Here is a 22,952-nt window from a genome sequence, read left to right as displayed (position 1 = left end):
AGGTGATCTGTCACACGCACTGGGACAGAGAGTGGTTCGCACCCTCTTCGGTGACGAACGCGTGGCTCAAAGAGCTATTCGAAAGACTTTTCGATTTGGTGTCAAAGAGAAAAGATTACCGCTACGTGCTGGATGGCCAGACGCTCATCGTCGAGGACCTGCTGAGTGTGGCACCGGAGTTTGAGGGGAGGATCAGGGAGCTGGTCTGTTCTGGAAATCTCTTGATGGGGCCGCTTTACGCACAGATAGACTTCAGGCTCTCTCCTGAGATAGCGATCATCAAGAACTTTGAAATGGGAAAGAAGGACATGGAGAAATTCGGTACGAAGATGAACATCGCCTGGATGGTGGATAATTTCGGATTCATCTCCCAGCTTCCACAGTTGCTCAATCGTTACGGCATCGAAGGCGCGTTCATTTGGAGAGGTGTGAACCTTAAAAAACCTTCCATCGAGTTTCTGTGGAGATCGAAGGACGGTTCTTCCGTGAAATGCATCTTTTTGATAGGTGGCTACAGGAATCTGTTCGGACTGTCAAGAACGAAAGCTTTTGCTGAAAAGAGATTGCAGCATGAGATAAAAAAGCTCAGAGTTTTCTCACTCTCCGGCTGCGTGCCGCTGTTGGATGGGTACGATTTGGATACAGAACCCGAAGATCCGCGTGAAATACTGGGTGAGAAGATCATCGTTTCAACGCCTCAGGACTTTTTGAGGGAAGCTTTCTTGAAGGTTTCACGCCCTCCCGAGGTGGAAGGGGAACTGCTGAGTGGAAAATACGCGTGCGTCTTTCCAGGTACACTCTCGACGAGAGTTTATCTGAAGCTTCAGTCTCACACGGTCGCCAAGCTTCTCAGGTACGTCGAGCTGCTGAGTTTCTTTGATAAAGAAAGGATCGACGAACTCCACAGGATGTATTTGAAAACCCTCATTCACGACAACATCTGCGGGGTTGGCATCGACAAGATCCACAGAGATATGACGAAGACTTACAGAAAACTGTATTCATCACTCAGAAAATCTTTCGCAGAGAAACTGAGCAAACTTGCAGGGGGTCTTCGAAGAGGCGTTTACGTGCTCTCTTTCTCACCGTTCGAATACGATCACTGGTACTGTGACGGCGAGTACTGTTACAGGCTGAAGAGCGACGGCGCCGGGATTTTCAGGGTGAACGAGTTCGACAGAACTCGAGCGGATCAGACACTTTCTTTCAGGAACGACCATTACGAAGCGTCTTTCCTGCCGGATGGCACACTGAAGATCAACGACACAATGATTGGAATTTTCAAACTCGAGAGGGAGCTCGGAGACAGTTACTCGACGGATACAGAACGTTTGGAGTTCTCCTGTCGTGTGCTGAAGATCGAAGTTGAGAGGTCTGGTGAGAAACACAAGATCGTTCGATTGGAGAGGATTGTTGAAGCTGAGGACGTGTTCATCGAAACGAAGGAAAGGATCGTGTTCGACGAGACACCGCTCGTCAAATGGTTTTTGACCGTCGAATCCTCGGGAAAGAACTACCTTCTGAGCTTCGTCACGAAGACGAAAGACAGAGACTCGAAAGTGCTCGCGAAAATGCCGTTCGACGTTGTCGAAAGGAACAGGATCGATGAGGACCTGCTCCCGCTCGATATAAACGGTGAGCTCAGTTCCGTGCTGCTGGCTGCAAGAGAGGTTGGTTCCATCAGGAAATTTCCGTTCCAGGGATTCGTTGCCCTGCAGAGTGAAAAGACGACGGCGATCATGGCGAAGGGTGTGCACCAGTACGGGGTGAACGAAGAGGGAGATATCGAAATCGATCTTGTCAGAAGCGTTGAGTGGATCGCAAAGAGCGGTGTGGGGGGTAGAACCGGTGACGCGGGACCTCTCATGTATGTCCCCGACGCGAGGTGTGAAGCAGCCATAGATTTTGAACTTGCGTTCTTCCAGTCGAAGGCGCAGGTGAGAACCGAAGAGTTCTTCAAATGGTTCAACCTTTTCGACGATCCTCCAGTGCTGTTTTCGGTGGAAAGGGAAGATGACTCCGGTGCCGATTCTGTCGGATTTTTCTCCTTCAACCTGCCCTGGGTGTGCGTGGAGGACGGTGGGATCCTCGTTTACAATCCCTACTCAAGAGAAACCCATGGGTTGAAACCGCACCAGATCGGCACGCTACCTCTCGCATCGGATCTTCCAAGGGTAGATCAAGGCAGGGTGAAGATCAGGATGTTCAACTTTCCGAAGTTTCCGCAGATTGTTTTCAGAAAAGTCGTGAGAGAAGAGATAATACGCCTCGAAGCGATGATAGAAGAGTTTCGAAAAAGAGTCCAGATGCTCAGAGATGAATTGAAGAAAATCGAGAAGACTTCGAAACGGTACCACGAAACGAAGCACCGTTTGCTCAGTGGGGAACGAACCTTGCTCGAACTTGAGGTCTCGCTCGCGCTCGTTCGAGGAAAAGTACCAGTACGCCTGATGAGACGGCTGAACGAACTCAGGGCTAAACGGAGGATCTACGATTACGTCATCGAGCTTTTGAGGGAGGGATCTTGATGAACTATCGCAACGACATACCGGAAATTGAAAGTTGTGACATCGTGGTGGGTATACCGAGCTTCAACAACGCCGCCACCATAGGTTATGTCGCTACGACTGCCGCAGGAGGCATCAAGAAGCTGGGATTGAAAGGTCTGATCGCGAACTCTGACGGAGGATCGACTGATGGGACCGTGGATGCGTTTCTGAGTGCAGATACGTTCGAATTACCGAAAGTTTCGATCAGATACAAAGGTATACCCGGCAAGGGCAGTGCGGTCAGGGCACTCTTCGAGATCGCACACAGAGCGAAGGCGAAAGTTTTCATAATGCTGGATGCGGATCTGAGGAGCGTCCAATCCTGGTGGATCGAGCGCATGGCGCTGCCCATCCTGGAGGAAAGAACGGAATACGTCGCACCGATGTATTTGCGACACAAGTACGACGGCACGATAACGAACAACGTCTGTTATCCGCTCACCTCGGCACTGTACGGTGTGAAAGTGCGCCAGCCTATCGGTGGAGACTTCGCGGTGGGTTCGAGCCTGGTCGAAACCTACCTGAAGAAACCAGAACGGGTCTGGGAGAGCAACGTGGCACGCTTCGGAATCGACATATGGATGACGACGATCGCGATCAACGAATCGAAAAAGCCCCCCGTGCAGGCGGCGCTTGGCGCGAAGGTGCACGATGTGAAAGATCCGGGCAAACAGCTGCAGGGCATGTTCGTGCAGGTCGTTCAAACGCTCTTCGAACTGATGATCGAGTACCAGAACCGGTGGAAAAGTGTTGAAAAATTGATGGACATAGAAGTTCACGGCGAACAGCCGACCCAGAAAGTTGAAGAGATCATCGTCGATCTTGCCGGTTTGAAAGAGAAGGCGAAGAAGATTCTGGGAGAAAGATCGAAAGAACTGGCGGAAAAACTGTCTTTGAGGAGAGAAATATTAGAATCTGTACTGCAGAACGGCACGCTGGGAGCGCGGGAGTGGGCCGAGACGGTCTACGATTTCGCGCTGGTGTACAGAAAAGAGAGGAATGAATCGCTCGTTGTGGACCTTCTGCCTTTCTATTTTGCGCGCGTGGCGGATTTCGTCGAGAGAACGAGGGACATGGACAGCCTTGTGGCGGAAAAACTGATCGAAGAACAGCTTCACATATTCATGGATATGAAAGAGGTGTTCAAAAGGAGATGGTTCGTTGATACTTGAAAGTTTGCTCAGCATGTACAACAGGTTGAGCGAAGCTGAGAAGAAAGTTGCCTCCTACATCCTCGAAAGACCGGACGATGTGATCCACTACTCGATAACGGAGTTTGCCAGGATCGTCGGGGTCAGCGAGACTACGATTTACAGGCTCGTCAGGAAGTTGAAGTTCGACGGGTACCAGTCTTTCAAAATTGAACTGATCAGGCAGACCAGCGGTGCGAAGGTCTATCCAAAAGAGGGCGGAGACGCTTTCGATGAATACTTAGACCAGATGAGGTCTTTCTTGGAGCGTTTACCTGGCACGCTCAAAAAAGATGATGTGGAGAAGGTTGCAGATCTGGTCCTGCAATCTCAGAAGACGATATTCTTCGGTGTTGGGCTTTCGGCCGTCGCGGCGGAGTATGGAAGTTTGCTGTTGTCGCTGCTTGGCTTTGCGTCCTTTTACTACAACGATCCACACGCTCAGGTCATCGTGGCTACGAGCCTCTGTGAGAAGGACCTGGTGATATCCATCAGTCACAGCGGAAACATAAGGGACACCGTCAAGTCTACCCAGGTGGCGAAGGACGTCGGAGCCAGGACCGTGGCCATAACTGCGGGAATCGGATCACCGCTGGCCTCGACCGCCGAGATAGTTCTCTACAGTCCTGCAACGAGCTTCGAGAAATACGAATTCTTGCGGGGAAATCTGGGAGAACTGGTCGTGGTTGAGATACTGTTCCGAACGATCCTGAAGAAGATCTACTCCCAGAAAGAGGAGTACCTCAACGGACTGTCCGAGGTGCTCAGGCCAAAGAGGTACGAGGAGGAAGCAAGGTGAAGATCGCACTCGTGCACTTCAGAGCCGGTTTCACCGACGGGGTTTCTCTGGAAATGGAAAAGTGGAAGAGAGTTCTCGAAGGGCTCGGACACGAAGTGATCTACGTGGCGGGTGAGTTCGATCGAGCCGAAGGGATTGAGATTTCTTCCATCTCGATGAAGAATGAGGAGAACTTCTGGATCCACAGGAACGCCTTTGAAAGATTGAGCGTCGACGAAGAGACCTTCCAGCGAAGGTTCGAAAGATACGCAGAAACCATAAAGAACGAGCTGGAAGAGAAAATGCCACAGGTTGATCTGCTCATCGTCAACAACATCTTCTCGCTCGGATTCAACCTTGCAGCGGCCGTCGCACTGGCGCGGTGGGCGAGAGAAAAGGATGTGAGGATCTTGGGTCACCACCACGACTTCTACTGGGAGAGAGAAAGGTATTCCAGACCTCAGTGCGGGTTCGTCAGGAGGGTCCTTGAGGAGTACTTTCCTCCAAAGGGTGAGAAGATGCGACACGTCACGATCAACACACTGGCTCAGAAGGAACTTTTTCGAAGAAAAGGGATCGAGTCCGTGGTGGTGCCGAACGTGTTCGATTTCGATCAGGCGGCCTGGCAGATCGATGAGTACAACGAGGATTTGAGGTCGAAACTTGGAATAGGGAAAGATCTCTTTGTCCTTCACGCCACCAGGATCGTACCAAGAAAGGCCATCGAGATCGCCATGGACTTCACTGCGCGGCTGTGTGAGATGGTTGAAGGCAAAGTTCATTTCGTCGTGGCGGGTTTTCCGGAAGAAGAGTCGCGAGAGTACTACCGTAAGATTGTGGAAAAGTCGAAGCGTATGCCTTACGAAACCCACTTTGTCTTCGACATGGTGAGGTCTGAGAGGTTCATGAACAAAGAGAAGTACTACTCGCTCTGGGACATGTACGCGGCCTGTGACGTCGTCACCTACACTTCCGTGCTCGAAGGCTGGGGGAACCAGCTCATCGAAGCGGTGTTTGCGAGAAAACCGCTGGTGGTGTTCGAATATCCCGTTTACAAGAGCGACATCGCACCAATTGGGTTTGAATTCATCTCGCTCGGTGATGTGGCGCACTACGACGCAACGGAAGGTTTCTACAAAGTTGACGAATCGAAGCTGGAGGTAGCGGCACGGAGGTTGAAGGATCTGATCTCAGAACCGGAAAAACTTTCCAGGATCGTGCAGAAGAACTTTGAGCTCGGTAAGAAGCACCTTTCACTTCAAAGCTTGCGAGAGCGACTCGAGCAGATCTTGAAAACGCTGAGATGATGAAGGTGAATTTGAGGTTGCACCGCGCGACGGAATGTGGTATTATAGAAACAGACACACCGGTGGAAAAAGGTGCTTGACAGGAAATTTCGGTTGTGGTATAATATAAAACAGCAGGGCCAAAAGCCCTGCTTTTTTGTTTGTCGCCGGGAGGTGCATCCTTTGAACTTACAAGACATAGAACTTTTCCTCCTCGACATGGACGGCACTTTTTATGTGGGAGAAAGGCTGATCCCTGGTGCGATGGAATTTCTCGAAACTGTGAGATCTTCAGGAAAGAAGTTCATGTTCCTGACGAACAATTCGTCCAAGGGGCCGAGGCAGTACGTCGAAAAACTGAGACGGCTCGGAGTGGGCGTGGACGAATCCTGCGTGTTCACTTCCGGCGAGGCGACGGCACTCTTTCTGCTCGAACGTTACGGTAGAGCGAAACTCTTCGTGCTGGGCACGAAGGCCCTTCAAGAAACACTCGCTTCTTACGGGCACGTCGTGGACTGGAGCGAGCCGCAGATCGTGGTGCTCGGTTACGATACAGAGGTGACTTACGAGAAGCTCGCGAAGGCGTGCTTGCTGGTCAGAAAAGGCTTACCCTACATCGCCACGCATTTCGACATAAACTGTCCTTCGGAAGAAGGCCCCTTGCCAGACGCCGGCTCTTTCATCGCCTTGATAGAACGTTCCACGGGAAGGGTTCCAGACTACGTGGTGGGGAAACCCAACTCGCTGATGATGCAGATCATCTCGAAGAGGTTCAACCTGCCAGTTTCGAGGATCGCCATGGTGGGTGATAGACTTTACACGGACATGGAGTTCGCGATCAACTCCGGGGCCATGGCCATCCTGGTGCTGAGCGGTGAAACGACGAAGGAAGATCTCGAAAAGAGCGACACGAAACCACACCTCGTTGTGGAAAACGTAGGTGTTCTGGCGAGCATGTTGAGGAGAGGTTGACGCTTTGTCCATAAAGCACAGGCTCAGATCGAAGAGGAACGAAGAGCTGGTCGGCCTCGCGCAGGCGGGTCTGAAAGAAGCGCTCGATCTGCTCGTCGAGCGTTACTATCCCATGGTCTGCAAGATCTGTTCCAAATATTACGCACCGTGGGCGGAGTTCGAGGACATGGTGCAGAGCGCGCTCGTGGGGCTCATCAAGGCGGTGTACTACTACCAGCCGGACAAGAGCGGGTTCACCTCCTTCGCCTGGAGGAGTGTGGAATCGGAATTGAAATCCTTCCTGACGTTTCTCAACAGGAAGAAGAACAGGTTGCTCACGGATGCCGTGAGCGTCGATTTGCTCGCTTCTTCGGAAGACTCCGAGGAGACCGGTTACTCCTTCGAGGACAGGGCACGTTCCACGGCACGAGACGCGTTGGCCGAGGTGATCGTCGAACGGGTGAAGGAATTTTTGAACGAACTCGAGGTCAACATACTCCAGATGTGGCTCGATGGATTCAGCTACGAAGAGATCCAGTCGGTGCTGAACGTGAACTTCAAGAAGGTGGACAACACCGTCCAGAAGGTCAAAAGGATCGTGAGGGAAAGGATAGACCCCCTGCTCCTCGACAGTTTCTTCAGGGAAGGATGATCACAGAAGCTGTCTGAGCCTTTCCAGCACACCGTAATCTGCGAGTTCTCTGTCCAGACCTTCCGATGCGTTGCCTTTGTAAAGTCGAACCGCCCCGGCCAAATCGTTCAGTGCAAGATCGCAGACGATGAGCATCGCCAGGGTCTGGTCGTTTTTGAAACCTTTCTCGATCAAACTCATGAGCAGAAGCTTTGCCTCGGCGAACCTTTCGAGGTTCAAAAAGAGAGACGCCAGGTTGATGTAGGCCGTGGGGAAGGACGGATCGCACTCGATGGCCTTCCTGTAACACTCCATCGCCTCGGCGTATTTCTCCATGCGCACGTAGACGTTGCCGAGGTTGTTCCAAGCCTCGGGGCTTTCCTGGACGTGGAGACATTCTTTGTACAGTCTTTCTGCCTCTTGGAGTTCTCCTCTGTTGCTCGCTTCGAGTGCCCTTTTGAAGATCTCTTCGATCATTTTGTTACCATACCCTTGGTGTAATAGACCGTGTCCGAAAAGACTTCTCCAGCCAGACGCACCTCGAACTTCACGGGAACGATGTCTGAAGGTACGGGTCTGGTCCTGGTGAACCTGACGTTCCAAACGGGCTGCAGGAGCTCGAAACTGGATTTGAAATGTCCAAAACCACCGCAGAGGAGCACTTCTTCCGTGGAGGAAGACTGCGTGAAGATGCGCACGTTCTTTCCTCTCAGAGTCACCACATCGCTCCTCTTCAATTCCTTAGCGTCTGCCAGCACCACTGCGTAGCTGCTCCCACGTCTCAGGCTCGGCAGAGTCTTTCTGAAGAAATCTTTATCTGCGTTCAGCCAGACGGCGTTCCTGTACGACAGCTTCAGTTCGGAAAAGACGGGCCCTCCACCCTCACGGACCTGGAACATGTCACCGAGGATCGGAATGGGGTCGGCGAAGATGTTTTCAACGCGAACCGAAAGGATCAGGGAATCTTGATCGAAACTCAGTGAATCTATTTTCACCAGTACCGGTTCTTTACCTTTGAACGATGTTACGTGCACGCTGTGGTTTTGAAAATCCATCAGGAACAGGAAAGGATAGTTGTATTCCATCGTCAGAAACGTCTGTGCGAACCTCCCAAGCTCTACAACCCCATCCTGACGCACGAGCAACAGTGTGTCGTCTTTGAGCACGAAGGGTTCTTCGAAGACCGTCAGCTCGAAGTTCCAAGCTCCGTGGGCGGGCAGTTCGAGCACTCTTTTCAGACTGAAGTCGAACAGCACTATCCTGTCTTTGAGGATGTCCAAAATCCAGATGCCCTTCAGACCCACCTCGACATCCTGAATGGAATAGAAATCGTCCAGCTCGAAGAAATTGACCTTGCCGTTTTCAACGCAGAACAGTCTGTCCACGTCCGCACCCCAGAGTCTTCCCAAGCGGTCGAAGCCTGCCAGGATAGGCCTGATGAACCCCGAATGGATGGTTTCGGTGCGGGCAGTCTCCGGATCGAACACCACAAGTTTTCCGTCACCGGCGATGTAGAGGTATCTGAAAGACTTCGAAACGATGCTTTCTGGCTTGAAGTCAAGCTTGTAGATTCTGTAACCTGAAGGGTTGTAGACGATCAAACGGTTGTTCACTTGATCGACGATGCACACGTCTCTTCCCAGGGCCGTCGCGTCGACGGGTGAGTAGAAGTACTCTATAGAGTTTCTGAAGCCATCGATCTTCATGAGTTCCGGTGAAAGGGTTGGGGTCGAAGCCTGTAAAGGGTTCGTGAGAGTTTCTATTTCTTTGACGAGTGAGAGTGCCTCGTCCTTCGTGGGAACCAGCACCAGTATGGTCCTGAGGTCTTCAAGCGCTCTATCAACAGCACCGACGTCGATGTCGAGTTTCGCCGTGAAAAACCAGAAATCTGGAATGTCCGTGATGTAGATGAGACCCGAGAGGGCCTGGGACATCAGCTCCCGTGCCTCTACCACGTCGCCCGCGTACCAGTTCTCCAGCGCCTGTGCGAAGAGGGCACGTGCCTGCTCTTCGTTCACGATGCCGAAGCAGATGGATGCCGCGACGATGAACAGCACGAGAAGGATTTTCATCTCTTCTTCACCATGGCGATGAGGTCAGTTTTCCTTTCGGTGCCGTGCAGCAGCCTCTGTATGTTGTCCGAGTGTCTGAACGTCGAAAGTGCCGACAACAGGAAGAACAGAACCGCGACGTCCCTGTTGAAGAAAAGAGCGATGATGGATGCGAGAAACAGGCTCGTTATGGACGCGAGCGAGACGTATTTGGTGAGGAGTGTGAGGCTCAGCCAGCTTCCCAGAAACACGAAACCACAGGTTGGACACAGCGCGAAGAACACACCGCAGGTGCTCGCGACACCTTTCCCACCTTTGAATTTCAGAAACACGGGAAAGTCGTGGCCGATCACCGCACTGATCGCGGCGATTCCGATGATGTTCCTGTCGTACTGGTACAGTTGAGCGAAGATGAGCACAGGTATGAACGTTTTGAGCGCGTCGAGCACCATGCAGCTGAAGCCTATAACGGGTCCGGCGGCCCTCAGGGCGTTGGTACCACCCACGTTCCCGCTGCCAACTTTCCTGACGTCCACCTTCTTCAGTCTCGGAAGCAGATAACTGAACGGGACAGCCCCGCACAGATAGCAGATCAGCCCCACAAGGATGTAGTGCAAGGGTTCACCTCCTCGGCTTGAATTCGATGAAGATGGGGGAACCCGTGAACGGATCGACACGCTCTCGTATGAGCCTTTGAAGCATCCTCTGTGTTTCTGACCTTATCTCTTCTTCCTCTTTGTTGATGGTGAAGACGAACCTGGGCGGTTTGATCTTCACCTGTTTGATCGAGTAGACCTTCACGTTCGACAAACTCGGTGCGAGCACTGGAAGCTGTAAGAGCAGTTTGTTCAGTTTCGACTGTTCGATCTTTCTGCAGTAGGACGCGTAGGCCTCGTCTATCGCCGATAAGAGGGATTTCAATCCCTGTCTCTTCACGGCGCTCGTGAAAACCACCCTGCAGAAATCCGCGAACGGCATCTCTGCCTTGACGAAGCGTTCGTACTCGTTCTTCTTAGCCTCGACGAGGTCGAACTTGTTCACGTCTATCACTAACGCCTTTCCTCGATCCAGCGCAAGACCCGCGATCCTCTTGTCCTGCCTGGAAACACCTTCCGTGGCGTCGAGGAGTAACACCACCACGTCCGCAGATTCGATAACGTCTATGGCGCGCTTCACACTGTAATACTCTAAGCTCTTCTTTTCGATCCTGCTCTTTCTCCTCAAACCCGCCGTGTCGATGAAGATGTATTTCTTGCCATCGATCTCCACGAGTTCATCCACAGGATCCCTCGTGGTGCCCGGGATCGGGGTGACGTTGACACGATCCTCACCAAGGATGGCGTTGAAGAGCGAAGATTTACCGACGTTGGGTTTGCCGACGATGGCGACCGCAGGATAGTTCCTCTCTTCCTCGGGCTTGTCCAACGGCACGTTCATTTCTCTCAACGTGTTCACGATCTTGTCGAGCAGTTGATCCACGTTCAAACCGTGCTGTGCGGAGACGAGTACGTAATCGTCGAAACCGAGTTTGAAGATCTCTGGCAGGTTCTCTTCCACGAGCTTCGGATTCTCGACCTTGTTGATGACCAGTATCACCCTTTTTCCGAGCTTCCTCAGCACCTGGGCGACGTATTCGTCCTCCGAAGTGATCGGCTCTCTTCCGTTGACCACGAACAGGATGAGGTCCGCTTCTTCAAAGGCTTTCAGAGCCCTCTGCTTCATTGACTGGAGCATCTCGTCGTCCGCTCTCTCGTACACACCGCAGGTGTCAAAAAGGGTGAAGGCGGCGTCACCGTGGACCACGATGCCCTTGAGTGTGTCCCTGGTGACGCCCTCTTCTTTCTCCGTGATGGCTTTCCTTCTACCCACCAGCCTGTTGAACAGTGTCGATTTACCCACGTTCGTCTTTCCCGCGATGACCACTTTCGCCATGGTTCACTTCTTCAAAAGATCGCCGAGCGTTTTTTGAGAGCCTTTCACCTGCTTCTTGTATTCTTCGTAGTCCCTCATTTCCTCCAGCTTCTTCTGGCTGACGAGTATCTTCCTGCGTTCGGGTATAACTCTCAGCACCAGTACCTCGATCTCAGACTTTTCTTCGATCTCTCCCAAAGCGTGCGTCGAGGGCATGAAGGCCTCGACCGAGAAGTCCTTCAGTTCGAGCACGTAACCGGAGTTGAGCTTCGACTTGACGAGCGCTTTCGCAACGCTGCCTTCTTTCAGAGTCTCGACGATCCTTTCCCACGGATCTGGCATGGTCTGCTTTATGCTGAGCCTCATTCTCCTGTTCTGCGGATCTATGGAAAGTATCTTCACGTTCACTTTCTGCTTTTCTTTGAACAGCTCCGTTGGATCGCTCACTCTGTTCCACGAAAGCTCCGATTTGGGTACGAGCCCCGTCACACCGTCTTCGAGCTCGACTATCACGCCTGTGGGCAAAACTTTCAAAATCGTTCCGCTCACGACATCGCCCTCTTTATAACGCTCGGTGATGTTCTCCCACGGATCACCTTGAGCCCTCTTGTAACTGAGGGCGAGTCTGCGTTTTTCAGGGTCTACCTCGATCACTTCGACCTGGACCATCTGTCCAGGCTTGAAGAATTTCTTCAGGTCCACCTTCTTGTTGCCCCAGAAGATCTCCGATATGTGCACGAGCCCATCCAGGCCAGGTTCGAGGTTGACAAAAATACCGAAAGGAACGATGCTCTTCACGACGCCCTGAACGATCGTACCGACTCTGTACTTTTCGGCAGCGATCTGCCAGGGATCGGGCTCGAGGGCCTTCAGACTGACTTCAACCGAGCGTTGCGCGGGATCCATTTTTGTGATCTTGACCTTGACGGTTTCTCCTTCCTTGAGCACGTCACGTATGGATATCGAAGGATCGTGTGAGACCTCTTCTTTTGGAAGAACGGCCGTTATAGGACCGATCTTCAACGTGGCGTTGGAAGCCCTGATGCGCTCCACCTTTGCCTCAACGACGTCACCCACGTTGTGGGAATCAAAGAACGACTGGATCTGTCTTTCAACCAGGGCTTTCCTCGATACGACGATCCTGCCTCGCCTACCAGGAACGTAGTCTATCACCAGAAAATCGTGCTCTCCCTGCGGCATCTGTGCATCCCTTCTGAGCAGAGATTCTGAACCTGGCAGGAACGCGTCCAGCACGTTGAACAGTCTCACTATGTAACCACCTGACACCTGCTGAACGAAGTGTCCCTTCACGGGCGTGCCGTTTTCCTTCGCCTCTCTGATCTTGTCCATGGCCAGCCTTCTGTACGGTCTGATCTCAGAAAGCAACGCGTAACCTTCCTCGTCGTTGATCTTGAGTATCTGGACGGTGATCTTCTCTCCAACCTTGTAACTCGAAGGTTCTCGAACGAGTTCCGATGGCTGGATCCTGCCCTCCTGCTTGCCTCCGAAATCCACGGACAATCCCTCGGCTGGATCGACGGCTGTGACGGTGGCCTCCACAACCTGGCCGGGACTGAACTCGTTGAAATCCAGATATCTCTCAAAATCGTTGTTCAGCTTTTCATTATCCATAAGAACTCAACCTCCCTGATGAATTTTCTCAACGACCAGCCTGACGTCCTCCAGGGGTGTGGACGTCCCGGCGGTCACTCCGATCTTTTCAAAACGTCTGAAATCGAACCCTTCGAGTTCCGAGGCGCTCTCCACGTGCACAACTTCCGTCACTCTCGAGGCGATCCTCGCGAGCTTCTTCGTGTTCGAGCTGTTCTTACCCCCTACCACGACGATCAGGTCGCACGTGGACGCCATCTTCTTCACTTCGATCTCACGCCTGTGCGTGACCTCACACACGCTGTTCAAAAGCAAGAACTCCACTGGTTCGGAAGATTTCAAAGTCTCCGCGGCGAAGCTCAGAAAGTCTTCCAGCGACATGGTCGTCTGGGACAGAACGCAGATCCTGCCCTCCAGACGCAGCGGTTGCATCGTTACGATCGCATCCTGGACGTGACCTTTCAGGGCCTTCATTTCGTCGTGTTTTTCGTCTCCGTAGACAACGACCGTGTAGTTGGCCTGTCTCGCAGCTTTCGCCCTTTCAAAAAGCTTCAGGACGATTGGACAGGTCGCATCTATCACTTTCTTGAATCTCTTTTCAAGCTCGTACACGACATCGGGAGCCACCCCGTGCGCCCTCACAACGAGCACGGAATCCTTCGCATCCTCCGGTAGCGGTTCACTTTCGTGGAGGATCTTCAATCCCTTCTGCTTCAATCTCTCGAGAACGTTCCTGTTGTGGACCAGCTCGCCGAGGCTGTAAACGCTGCGCTCGTTCTCGAGGCATTCTTCTACGATTCGAATGGCCCTTTCCACACCGAAGCAAAAACCTATATTTTCAGCAACGCACAGCTTCATCCTTCTTCCTCCGGTTCACAGCTTCGATCACTTCTTCGAGTACCTGTTCGATACTCTTGCCCGTCGTGTCTATGACGATGGCGTCTTCGGCAGCTTTCAATGGGGCGAGATCCCTGGAAGAATCTCTCCTGTCTCGCTCCTCGATCTGTCTCGCCACTTCTTCGAAGGAGAGGTTCACACCTTTTCGTTTCAACTCTTCCAGCCTCCGCCTGACCCTTTCCTCAAAGGAGGCTGTGAGGAATATCTTCACCTGCGCGTGCGGTAGAACGACGGTGCCGATGTCTCTACCTTCAACGACGAAGTTTCCATTCTCGCAGATCTTCCTCTGAAGCTGGGTCAATTTCTCCCGGACCTTCGCAACGGTCGCGAAACTCGAAGCGAGCTGTCCCGCTCTCGCAGATCTGATCTCTTCCTCGCGCACCTTCTCACCGTTCAGGTACAGTTCACCGTCTACGTAGTCCATGTCTATTTCGTCCAGTTCTTCCGTGAGGTCATCTTCCGGTGAGAGACCTTTTGAATCCAAATAGAGCGCGACGGCGCGGTACATGGCGCCCGTGTCGAGATGGTTGAAACCGAGCCTTTCTGAGAGGAGTTTTGCTATGGTGGATTTCCCAGAGCCTGCAGGACCGTCTATGGCGATGAGAAAATTGCTCAACTCAGGCCTCCTCCAGTACGTCAACGATTCTGAAGACTTTGTCCAGGCGGGTCATTTCGAAGATCCTTTTGACGTTCTGTCTCAAAGCCAGCAGGACTATTTCCTTACCCATGTGTCTGGCATCTTTGAGTATGGCGACCATGGCTCCCAGGCCGGCGCTGTCGATGTAAGGCACGTTCGACATGTCCACCACGACTTTCGTTGCCTTCGAATTCTCCAACCTTTCCTTTATCTGCTTCTTGATCTCCGCCGAGTTGTACGCGTCGAAATCTCCGTTGATCTTGCAGACGAGTTTGTCGTTCGTTTCTTCGAAGTTGATGGTCAGATCGATCATGTTTCGTTCCCTCCAACCTTTATTTTAAGTTCCCTAAGCTGCCGTTCGCTGACCACATCGGGTGCCCCCGTGAGCGGGCACACGCCGCTGGCTGTCTTCGGAAAGGCTATCACTTCTCTTATCGACGACACATTACAGATTATAGCAACCAGCCTGTCCAGTCCGAGCGCGATGCCGCCGTGCGGTGGGGCACCGTACTGGAACGCTTCCAGAAGGAAACCGAACTTGACCCTGATCTCGTCTTCCGTCAGCTGCATGAGCCTGAACACTTCCCTCTGCAGATCTCTGTTGTGTATTCTGATGCTTCCAGAGCCCACCTCGTAACCGTTGATGACCAGATCGTAAGACTGTGCCCTTATTCTGGAGAGGTCTTCGTCCTTGTAACGCTCGAGGTCTTCAAGGTTCGGCATCGTGAAGGGATGGTGCTGCGCCACGTATCTACCTTCTTCTTCACTGTATTCGAACATGGGAAAGTCCAAAACCCAAAAGACGTCGAAACCGGTTTTCAAATGGGCAAAGTGAGTGTCACCTATGGTCTTTCTCAGTTCTCCGAGCGCGACGTTCACCTCGTTCAGCTTTCCCGCGACCATCAGGCACACATCGCCCTGCAACATTCCGGTGGTCTTCGCCACCTCTTCGTAGGTGTCTTTCAGATGTTTCAGTGCACTGCCTTTCATCTCTCCGTCGAGTGCGAACCACAGTATACCGCCAGGTCCGTTCTTTTTGACGATCGCTTCGAATTCTTCTGCAACCTTTCTGCTCATCTTGGAAGCGAAGTTCTTGACGACGAAACCTTTCACAACCCCACCGTTTTCGATGATGCTTTTCACGATGTTGTAATCGACGTTTCTGAACAGATCCGTCAGATCGACGAATTCCATGCCGAGCCGTCTGTCCGGCTTGTCCGATCCGTAGGTGTTCATGCAGTGATCGTAACTCAGCCTGTCGAACTTCTCTGGAAGATCCACGTTCAAAACCTGTTTGAACACGTATCTGACCATACCTTCGACCGTTTCGAGCACGTCTTCTCTCGTGACGAAGGACATTTCCAGATCTATCTGCGTGAATTCGGGTTGTCTGTCGGCCCTCAAATCTTCGTCTCTGAAGCAGCGAACGATCTGGAAGTATCTGTCCAGACCACCGACCATGAGGAGCTGTTTGAACAGCTGGGGGGACTGCGGTAAGGCGTAAAAGGTTCCGGGCTTCAACCTCGATGGGACCAGGAAGTCTCTGGCACCTTCCGGCGTGCTCTTCGTCAGGAACGGCGTTTCCACTTCGATGAATCCCAGCGAGCTCAGATACTGTCTTACGGCCTGAGCCACCCTGTGCCGTGTGATGATCCTGTCCATCATCTCTTTCCTTCTCAGATCGATGTATCGGTACTTCAGCCTGACCTCTTCACTCGGCAGGGTCGATTCTCCAGGATAAAAAGGAAGTTCCTTTTCAGGTGAAGAGAGGATCTCGATGCGTTCGGCCATCACTTCGATCTCGCCCGTTGGGAGTTCTCTGTTGATCGTGTCCTTCGGCCTTTCTTTCACGATACCTTCGACTGAGATCACGGCTTCTCGTTTCAGATCGAGATCGAAATCCTTCGACAGCACGATCTGGGTTTGACCGTACCTGTCTCTCAGCATGACGAACTTCACGCCGCCGAGGTCTCTGATCCTGTCGACCCAGCCCGCCAGTTTAACCTTCTTCCCAACATCGCTGATTCTGAGTTCTCCACACGTGTGTGTTCGCAGCATAAACCAACCTCCTGTGCGTTCCCTTTTAGAAAATAATACAGCAAAGTCTCACAACGTGGACGGGTCAACGAACAGGTCTATCCAGGGCTTGGTCAAAGAGAACCTCACGAAGAACACCACCGAGACGATGAAGAGAATCGCTAAGATCGTGTTGAAGCTTCTCGAAACTCTCACAGCTTCGAGCTGTCTTTCTGCAGCGATCCCGAAAAGACCCGAGATGATCACGACTGCGAAGGCCCAGATCAGTTCGAGCGCCAGGCTTTCGAGCTTTCCAAAGATCGCCGGCACCATGTACCACACGATCGCTATGAACCAGGGTACGAGGATGGTTGAGAACAGCCTTGAGGGCCAGAAGTTCTCTCTCTTCTTCGCGACGGCGAATTCGATGGTGCTCGCGAAGAAGTACGCCCAGAATCCCATCTTGAGGTGTTCAAAGACCGATTCGTCCGTGCCGCAGAAAATCCTGAGAAAGTTCCAGCCTGTGAGCTCGTATCCAAAGTGGAAAACGGAAAAAAGGACCATGTAGATGAGAACCTTCCAGAAGGCCTTCACGTCGAGATCACCTCTGAAAAATTCTATCATCTTTACGGTGTCGTTTCACTAATTCACGTGGATGAAATAAATATGATACGATAACGGTGGAGGTGGTTGGGTGGCGAGACCAACGATCAAGCTCGATTCGAAACTCGTTGAGTACGCCAGATCGCTCGCAAAGAAGATCACCGACGATGTCCAGAAGATCATAGACGAGCACTCAACTGTCTCCACCGAGCGCGCCACGCTCAGAATTCTGGGTGTGGACGGCGTGGTGGGTGAGGATCAGATACCTCTGGTGAACGTGGTCGTGGACAAGCTCAAAGAGTGGAAGATGCTGGATGGTGGAGTTTTCAGGCCCATCGTGAGCGCTTCGATCGTTCTCGATAAAGATGTCCAGCAGGTGTGTGAGGCTGTGGCGGACGGGCTGGACCTGCGAACGCTGCCACAACCGAAGAGGCACGTCTACGAGGAGTTCTCCCAACAGCTGGTCGAGAAGGCCTTAGAGAGAATAAAACGCAGGAGCGAAGAGAGGGACGCACTGCTGGAGGAGCTCGGGGATCCTCCGAAACCCTACAAGTACCTCATCGTGGCGACGGGAAACATCTTTGAGGACGTCGTTCAGGCGCGCGCCGCGGTGTTTCAGGGTGCGGACATCATCGCGGTGATACGCTCCACAGCGCAGAGCTTGCTCGATTACGTGCCCTACGGTGCGACCACGGAAGGTTACGGTGGAACGTACGCGACTCAGGAGAATTTCAGGATCATGAGACAGGCCCTGGACGATGCGGCGCGAAAGGTGGGACGTTACATAAGGCAGGTGAACTACGCTTCGGGCCTGTGCATGCCAGAAATCGCGGTCATGGCCGCATTCGAGGGACTGGACATCCTTCTGAACGACGCGATGTACGGCATTCTGTTCAGAGACATCAACATGCTCCGAACCTTCACGGACCAGTACATTTCAAGACTGGTGTGTGCGTACGCGAACATCACGATAAACACGGGTGAGGACAACTATTTGACGACCGCGGACGCGATAGAGAAAGCGCACACCGTCACCGCTTCACAGCTCATCAACGAACAGTTCGCCATCAAAGCGGGTCTCAAGCCCCATTTGATGGGCCTTGGACACGCGTTCGAGATAAACCCGGACGTTGAAGATTCTCTGCTCTACGAGATAGCGCACGCCATGCTCACGCGCGAATTGTTCCCGGATTGTCCCGTCAAGTACATGCCACCCACGAGGTACATGACGGGCAACATATTCAAAGGCTACGCGATGAACACGCTCTTCAATCTCGTGTCTTCCATGACCGGTCAGGCCATCCAGTTGCTCGGTATCCTCACGGAGGCCATCCACACACCGTACATGCACGACAGATACCTCGCGCTCGTCAACGCGAATTACGTCTTCTCTGCCACGAGACATCTGGGCGACGAGGTCCTGTTCAAACCGGGAGGGTTCATAGAGAGAAGGGCGAACGAGGTTTTGAGAAAGGCCGTTGAACTGCTGGAACACATAAGCGATGTGGGACTGTTCAGCGCGATCGAGCAGGGTGTGTTCGCCGACATAAAAAGGAGCAGGAACGGCGGGAAAGGACTGGAAGGAGTGTTCAGAAAGAGTGAAACTTACGAGAATCCGATCCGCGACGCGCTCGAACGCAAACTGGGGGTGAAAGAATGAACGAACGCAGGTTCGTGAGACCGTACGGAGATCAGATGGACGATGGAGCGGTGCAGCTCTCCTTCACCCTGCCAGTTCCCTACGGGCCGCTCGCGAGGGAAGCGGCGAAGAAGTTGTGCGAAAAACTCGGTTTTTATGAAGTCACGATAGCGACGATGGAGGACCTCAACGAAGGTTTCACTTTCTTTGTCGTGTACGGAAAGACTGACGTCTCTGTGGACCTCTCGTCGATCAGAGTGGTCGCGCCGAAGATCCAAAAACTTCCGCGGGAAAAGATCGACGAGCTGGTCCTGGAAAAGTTCAAGCGTCCCATCGTCGTGGTGGGTGCGACGATCGGAACCGACGCCCACACCATAGGCCTCGACGCCATACTGAACATGAAAGGTTTCCATGGAGACTACGGCCTGGAGAGGTACAAGGCCTTCAGGGTGTACAACATGGGGGCGCAGGTTCCTCCCATCGAGCTGGTCAGGAAGGTCAGGGAAGTGAACGCCGACGTGGTCCTCGTTTCGCAGGTTGTGACGCAGAGGAACATTCACATACAGCACCTCACAGAATTGATGGAACTGCTTTACGCCGAAGGTTTGAGGGACAGACTGCTCGTCATAGTGGGTGGTCCGAGGATAACACACGAACTGGCGCTCGAACTGGGTTACGATGCAGGTTTCGGCAGTGGAACGACCCCGAGCGAGGTGGCGAACTTCATCGTCCAGGAGCTTTTGAAGAAGCGAGGTCTCTGAGCTTCCTCTCGACGAACTGTAGCTCTTGCTCGTCGCTGATCAACCCGTCGAGCTTCGCACAGTAAACCTCTTCGAGCAGCTCGCCGACGAGCCTGGACGGCTTGAGGCCGAACTTCTCCACGATCGTTCTGCCGTCCACGTGCACCAGCTTCGTGTTCCTTTGTCTTTCGAGGAACTGCTTGAGGTATTCCTGCGATTCTGGATCCAAATAACTCGCGATGTAACAGAAGCCTTCCGGAGAGATACCCTTGGTCATCTTGTAAATGTCCGAGAAGTTCAACCTGTTCGATACGACCTTCGAAAGCGGGATTATCATCCTCTTCAGCAGTTTGAGCTCGTCCACGAATTTGTTCGAAAGACCGTACCTTTCTTTCATCTGTTCTATGGCCGTGTCTCCATGGTATTCAAGGAAGACGAACATCACAGCGTAGAACCTGTCCACTTTCTCGAAAAATTCCTCAGCCCACGGCAAAAAGTCTGCCAGCGATCTCAGCTTCTGCTCCATGGTCACCGTGTAAAAAACGCCCGGGAACATGCGCTTGATCACTTCGAAGTCCGAGAGCCTTCTCAATGCGGAGAGCCACTTGGGTTCTTCCAGGATCTTTTCGAACTCCTGACGCAGTCTCTGTCCACTCACCTTCTCGAGGTAACCCTGTCTCACGGCGTCGAGCATGAGCTGTGCCGTCCTTTCTTCGATGTGGAAATCGAAGCGCGTCTCGAACCTGACAGCCCTGAGGATCCTCGTGGGATCTTCGACGAAGCTCAGTGTGTGGAGGCACCTGATGATTTTGTTCTCTAAGTCTTTCTTCGCACCGAAGAAGTCTAAGAGCAGGCCGAAATCTTTCTGGTTCAGCTTTATCGCCATCGCGTTGATCGTGAAGTCTCTCCTGTACAGATCTTTTTTGATCGTGCTGATCTCCACCTGGGGAAGTTCCGTTGGAGCTTCGTAGTACTCGGTCCGTGCCGTGGCGATGTCTATTCTCGTTCCATCCTTTAAAAACAGAGAAGCTGTGAGAAACTTCTCGTGTTTGACCAGGGTGGCATCGAGGTTCTTTGCAGCATGATCAGCGAAAGCGAGCCCGTCACGCTCCACGACGATGTCCAGATCCAAATTGGGATTGCCCATCAAAAGGTCCCTGACGAAGCCTCCGACGATGTAGGTGGGCAGGTTCAGTTCGTCCCCGAATCGGCCCAGCTGCCTCAAAAGATCGCAGATCCTCCTTGGAAGCTTCGAGATGAGCAGATTTCGAACGTCCACGAACTGCTGCTGGTCTTCTTCGTAAACGGCCTTCCTCGCAACTTTCTTCACGGCATCCGCGAAGCTCGATCTCATCACGTCCGTCCTCGTTATTATGCCCACCAGTATACCGTTTTCGAGCACGGGTATGCGTCCTATGTCGTTCTCGACCATGATCTGTCTGACCTTGCTCAGCGGTGTGTTGGCGTCCACGACGATCAGTTTGCTCGACATTATGGCCTTCACAGGATGGTTCTGCATCCCGTGGTTCATCGCCTTGTCGACGGCCTTCTTCGTGACGATCCCCACCAGCCTGTTTCCCTCTATGACGGGCAGTCCGTTGTGGCCCGTGCGTTCCATGATCTTGTTGACCTCACCGATGCTCATATCGGAATAGACCACACGAACGGGTGAAGACATGATGTCTCTCGCAAGGATACCCCTGTTGACGTAGCGTTTCAACGTTTCGAGGACGATCTTCTTGATCGACGCGATGTTTGAATCGTTCACCGTGAAGCTCGCAGCCTTCCTGTGACCTCCCCCTCCGAGCTCGTTCGCCACCCCTCCGAGGTCCACTTCGTTGGAGGAGGTCCTCATGATCACGTGGATCTTTTTGCCGGTGCGGACTATGCACACGAGAGTCTCAACGTTTTCAAGGTTCCAGAGCTTGCTCGCAACGGCCGCGAGTCCGCCGATGAACTTCTCCGTCTCCGCGGTGGCGATGTGGACCGTCAAGCCGTCGATCTGATGGGATTCGACGTTCGAAAGCAGCTGTTCGAGTAACTGCTTCTGTTCGAAGTTGAGATCGTACCTTATGTACTCCGCAACCTCCGAGAGGTTCGCTCCCCTTTGCAGGAGGAACTTCACAGCCTCGAGGTCTCTCAGCGTTGTGCTCGTGTAGAGCAAACTGCCCGTGTCCTCGTAGATCGCTATGGCGAACAGGGTCGCATCGATCGAGTCGATGTCGATGTTTCTCTTCGCGATCTCTTCGATGAGCAGTGTCACCGTTGCCCCAACGCTCTCTATCTTCTTTTCGCCGGTTATGGTCTGCTCCTTGATGTCCGGATGGTGATCGTAGATCACGATTCTCGAAGCTCTGTTCAGGATCTTCTGAACCTTCTGGCCGAGCCTTTCGAAGGAAGCCGTGTCGACGATGATCAGAGATTCCACGCCCTCGTCGGTCAGATCGCTCTCGGTGATGTAGCTGTACTTTTCCTCGTAGATAGCGAGGAACTGTGCGAGGTTCTGCTGAGCAACCCCGCTGAGGAGCACCGTGTGGTCTGGATAGAGCTTCTGTGCCGCCACGGCCGAAGCGAAACAGTCGAAATCCGGGTTCCTGTGACCCACGATGAGCTTCAAGCCTTCTTCCTCCTCAAAGTTATCTGCTGACCCTGTTTGAGTTTGAGTTTCTCTGCGGCCGAACCCTGATTTATCGCTATCTCGAGGAATCCAGAGCTGTCCGGATGTACCAACAGGGCGCCTTTTGGAACATCACCGAACGTTCTCACGTAGGTCGCCTCGAAGGTTTCGTTGATGAGGATCACATCGTCCATCTGCCATTCGAGCCTCTCTGCGAATTGGATCGGAACGTTCGTTTGAACGTTTCCGAAACTGTCGAAGTAGGCGATCTCCGCGACGATGGATTCGTTCACGATCTCGGCCTGTTTCGCGGGAAGAACGACGAAGTTTGGTAGCACGTCTCCCAGCTCCTCGAACGGCACACCCCTGGAAAGGTGCGCCGCAACGGGTGCGAAGATGTCTCTGCCGTGGAAGGTGTACGAAGAAGCGTAGTGATATTTCTTGTTGTTCAACTCTCTTACCTGCTTCACACCGTACTCCAGCGCGACGTGCGTGAAGATGCCGTTGTCCGGGCCCACGAAGAACTGTTCATTCTTCGTCCTCATGCAGATGGCCTTCCTGCTCGTGCCCACCCCGTAATCGACCACCGCGACGAATATGGAACCGGGCGGAAAATCCTTCGAAGCCCTCAGGAGTATGTGTGAGGCCATCCTCACGTTGAACGGTTCTATCTCGTGGGTTATGTCTATGATCTCCACAGAAGGATTTATTCTCTTCATGACTGCCTTCGCCACTCCAACGTAATGGCTCCTGACGGACCAGTCGGTGAGAAAACCGATCATCTTTCCATGTCACCTCCACACGCAAAATGGTATCATAACACTGCGAAGATCCAGAAGGGGGGA

At 52.8% G+C, this 22,952-nt stretch carries 20 protein-coding genes; 8 read left to right on the top strand and 12 right to left on the bottom strand.

The window, feature by feature from the left end; translation table 11 throughout:
• Positions 1-2 precede the first annotated feature (2 nt).
• From TSP01S_RS00705 to TSP01S_RS00680, 6 genes are all read left to right on the top strand, one after another.
• The gene (locus TSP01S_RS00705; protein ID WP_231848639.1) at positions 3-2,528 is read left to right on the top strand and encodes a glycoside hydrolase family 38 N-terminal domain-containing protein; all 2,526 of its coding nucleotides are present in this window, start codon (positions 3-5) and stop codon (positions 2,526-2,528) included.
• On the top strand, positions 2,528-3,721 hold the full coding sequence (locus TSP01S_RS00700; protein ID WP_052463427.1) for a glycosyltransferase: 1,194 nt from the start codon (positions 2,528-2,530) through the stop codon (positions 3,719-3,721). Before TSP01S_RS00705 ends, TSP01S_RS00700 begins: the two co-directional genes overlap by 1 nt.
• Entirely contained in the window at positions 3,711-4,538 is an 828-nt protein-coding gene (locus tag TSP01S_RS00695) for a MurR/RpiR family transcriptional regulator (protein WP_082021611.1), read from the top strand. The genes TSP01S_RS00700 and TSP01S_RS00695 overlap by 11 nt, the downstream gene beginning before the upstream one ends.
• Positions 4,535-5,824 carry a glycosyltransferase family 4 protein gene (locus TSP01S_RS00690; RefSeq protein ID WP_041075611.1) on the top strand — a complete coding sequence of 430 codons (1,290 nt, stop codon included), beginning with the start codon at positions 4,535-4,537 and terminating at the stop codon, positions 5,822-5,824. Before TSP01S_RS00695 ends, TSP01S_RS00690 begins: the two co-directional genes overlap by 4 nt.
• A 153-nt stretch (positions 5,825-5,977) precedes the next feature.
• Positions 5,978-6,775, top strand: a complete 798-nt coding sequence (locus TSP01S_RS00685; RefSeq protein WP_144380593.1) for an HAD-IIA family hydrolase — start codon at positions 5,978-5,980, stop codon at positions 6,773-6,775.
• A 4-nt stretch (positions 6,776-6,779) separates the two neighbouring features.
• Complete coding sequence (locus TSP01S_RS00680) at positions 6,780-7,406, top strand: sigma-70 family RNA polymerase sigma factor (RefSeq protein ID WP_052463426.1); 627 nt, start codon at positions 6,780-6,782, stop codon at positions 7,404-7,406.
• Here TSP01S_RS00680 and TSP01S_RS00675 read toward each other — a convergent pair whose 3' ends face one another.
• From TSP01S_RS00675 to TSP01S_RS00630, 10 genes are read right to left on the bottom strand one after another with little or no spacing between them, the layout of a single operon-like run.
• Positions 7,407-7,862 carry a tetratricopeptide repeat protein gene (locus tag TSP01S_RS00675; RefSeq protein ID WP_041075609.1) on the bottom strand — a complete coding sequence of 152 codons (456 nt, stop codon included), beginning with the start codon at positions 7,860-7,862 and terminating at the stop codon, positions 7,407-7,409.
• On the bottom strand, positions 7,859-9,457 hold the full coding sequence (locus tag TSP01S_RS00670) for an NHL repeat-containing protein (protein WP_041075607.1): 1,599 nt from the start codon (positions 9,455-9,457) through the stop codon (positions 7,859-7,861). Before TSP01S_RS00670 ends, TSP01S_RS00675 begins: the two co-directional genes overlap by 4 nt.
• The gene (gene plsY / locus TSP01S_RS00665; RefSeq protein WP_041075605.1) at positions 9,454-10,053 is read right to left on the bottom strand and encodes a glycerol-3-phosphate 1-O-acyltransferase PlsY; all 600 of its coding nucleotides are present in this window, start codon (positions 10,051-10,053) and stop codon (positions 9,454-9,456) included. Before plsY ends, TSP01S_RS00670 begins: the two co-directional genes overlap by 4 nt.
• A gap of 4 nt (positions 10,054-10,057) precedes the next feature.
• A complete protein-coding gene (gene der / locus TSP01S_RS00660; protein ID WP_041075604.1) occupies positions 10,058-11,368 on the bottom strand; it encodes a ribosome biogenesis GTPase Der in 1,311 nt (436 codons plus the stop codon).
• A gap of 3 nt (positions 11,369-11,371) precedes the next feature.
• The gene (locus TSP01S_RS00655) at positions 11,372-12,979 is read right to left on the bottom strand and encodes a 30S ribosomal protein S1 (protein ID WP_041075602.1); all 1,608 of its coding nucleotides are present in this window, start codon (positions 12,977-12,979) and stop codon (positions 11,372-11,374) included.
• A gap of 6 nt (positions 12,980-12,985) precedes the next feature.
• Positions 12,986-13,816: a 4-hydroxy-3-methylbut-2-enyl diphosphate reductase gene (gene ispH, locus TSP01S_RS00650; protein ID WP_041075600.1), complete on the bottom strand. Its 831-nt coding sequence runs from the start codon at positions 13,814-13,816 to the stop codon at positions 12,986-12,988.
• Complete coding sequence (cmk, locus tag TSP01S_RS00645; RefSeq protein ID WP_041075598.1) at positions 13,797-14,471, bottom strand: (d)CMP kinase; 675 nt, start codon at positions 14,469-14,471, stop codon at positions 13,797-13,799. The genes ispH and cmk overlap by 20 nt, the downstream gene beginning before the upstream one ends.
• A gap of 1 nt (position 14,472) precedes the next feature.
• Positions 14,473-14,805 carry an STAS domain-containing protein gene (locus TSP01S_RS00640; protein WP_041075596.1) on the bottom strand — a complete coding sequence of 111 codons (333 nt, stop codon included), beginning with the start codon at positions 14,803-14,805 and terminating at the stop codon, positions 14,473-14,475.
• A complete protein-coding gene (gene aspS, locus TSP01S_RS00635) occupies positions 14,802-16,550 on the bottom strand; it encodes an aspartate--tRNA ligase (RefSeq protein ID WP_041075594.1) in 1,749 nt (582 codons plus the stop codon). The genes TSP01S_RS00640 and aspS overlap by 4 nt, the downstream gene beginning before the upstream one ends.
• Positions 16,551-16,598: 48 nt before the next feature.
• Positions 16,599-17,102 carry a DUF6512 family protein gene (locus tag TSP01S_RS00630; protein WP_231848575.1) on the bottom strand — a complete coding sequence of 168 codons (504 nt, stop codon included), beginning with the start codon at positions 17,100-17,102 and terminating at the stop codon, positions 16,599-16,601.
• Positions 17,103-17,202: 100 nt separating this feature from the next.
• On the opposite strand from TSP01S_RS00630, the gene kamD reads away from it, so the two are divergent.
• Both kamD and kamE read left to right on the top strand, forming a co-directional pair.
• On the top strand, positions 17,203-18,771 hold the full coding sequence (gene kamD, locus TSP01S_RS00625; RefSeq protein ID WP_041075592.1) for a lysine 5,6-aminomutase subunit alpha: 1,569 nt from the start codon (positions 17,203-17,205) through the stop codon (positions 18,769-18,771).
• Complete coding sequence (gene kamE, locus TSP01S_RS00620) at positions 18,768-19,511, top strand: lysine 5,6-aminomutase subunit beta (RefSeq protein ID WP_041075591.1); 744 nt, start codon at positions 18,768-18,770, stop codon at positions 19,509-19,511. Before kamD ends, kamE begins: the two co-directional genes overlap by 4 nt.
• On the opposite strand, the gene TSP01S_RS00615 is transcribed toward kamE, so the two are convergent.
• Positions 19,474-22,107, bottom strand: a complete 2,634-nt coding sequence (locus TSP01S_RS00615) for a CBS domain-containing protein (RefSeq protein WP_041075589.1) — start codon at positions 22,105-22,107, stop codon at positions 19,474-19,476. The two genes, kamE and TSP01S_RS00615, sit on opposite strands and share 38 nt — an antisense overlap.
• Entirely contained in the window at positions 22,104-22,889 is a 786-nt protein-coding gene (locus tag TSP01S_RS00610) for an SAM hydrolase/SAM-dependent halogenase family protein (protein WP_041075587.1), read from the bottom strand. The genes TSP01S_RS00615 and TSP01S_RS00610 overlap by 4 nt, the downstream gene beginning before the upstream one ends.
• Between the last annotated feature and the right edge of the window lie 63 nt (positions 22,890-22,952).

Source organism: Thermotoga caldifontis AZM44c09 (assembly GCF_000828655.1).
Taxonomy (GTDB): Bacteria; Thermotogota; Thermotogae; order Thermotogales; family DSM-5069; genus Pseudothermotoga_A; species Pseudothermotoga_A caldifontis.
This window is presented reverse-complemented; position numbering and strand designations above follow the sequence as displayed.

Excerpts from the sequence above, each read along its gene's own strand:
- der (WP_041075604.1), bottom strand. The coding sequence starts at position 11,368 with ATGGCGAAAGTGGTCATCGCGGGAAAGACGAACGTGGGTAAATCGACA.
- TSP01S_RS00700 (WP_052463427.1), top strand. The coding sequence starts at position 2,528 with ATGAACTATCGCAACGACATACCGGAAATTGAAAGTTGTGACATCGTG.
- ispH (WP_041075600.1), bottom strand. The coding sequence starts at position 13,816 with ATGAAGCTGTGCGTTGCTGAAAATATAGGTTTTTGCTTCGGTGTGGAA.
- TSP01S_RS00675 (WP_041075609.1), bottom strand. The coding sequence starts at position 7,862 with ATGATCGAAGAGATCTTCAAAAGGGCACTCGAAGCGAGCAACAGAGGA.
- TSP01S_RS00640 (WP_041075596.1), bottom strand. The coding sequence starts at position 14,805 with ATGATCGATCTGACCATCAACTTCGAAGAAACGAACGACAAACTCGTC.
- kamE (WP_041075591.1), top strand. The coding sequence starts at position 18,768 with ATGAACGAACGCAGGTTCGTGAGACCGTACGGAGATCAGATGGACGAT.
- TSP01S_RS00610 (WP_041075587.1), bottom strand. The coding sequence starts at position 22,889 with ATGATCGGTTTTCTCACCGACTGGTCCGTCAGGAGCCATTACGTTGGA.
- TSP01S_RS00670 (WP_041075607.1), bottom strand. The coding sequence starts at position 9,457 with ATGAAAATCCTTCTCGTGCTGTTCATCGTCGCGGCATCCATCTGCTTC.
- aspS (WP_041075594.1), bottom strand. The coding sequence starts at position 16,550 with ATGCTGCGAACACACACGTGTGGAGAACTCAGAATCAGCGATGTTGGG.
- TSP01S_RS00655 (WP_041075602.1), bottom strand. The coding sequence starts at position 12,979 with ATGGATAATGAAAAGCTGAACAACGATTTTGAGAGATATCTGGATTTC.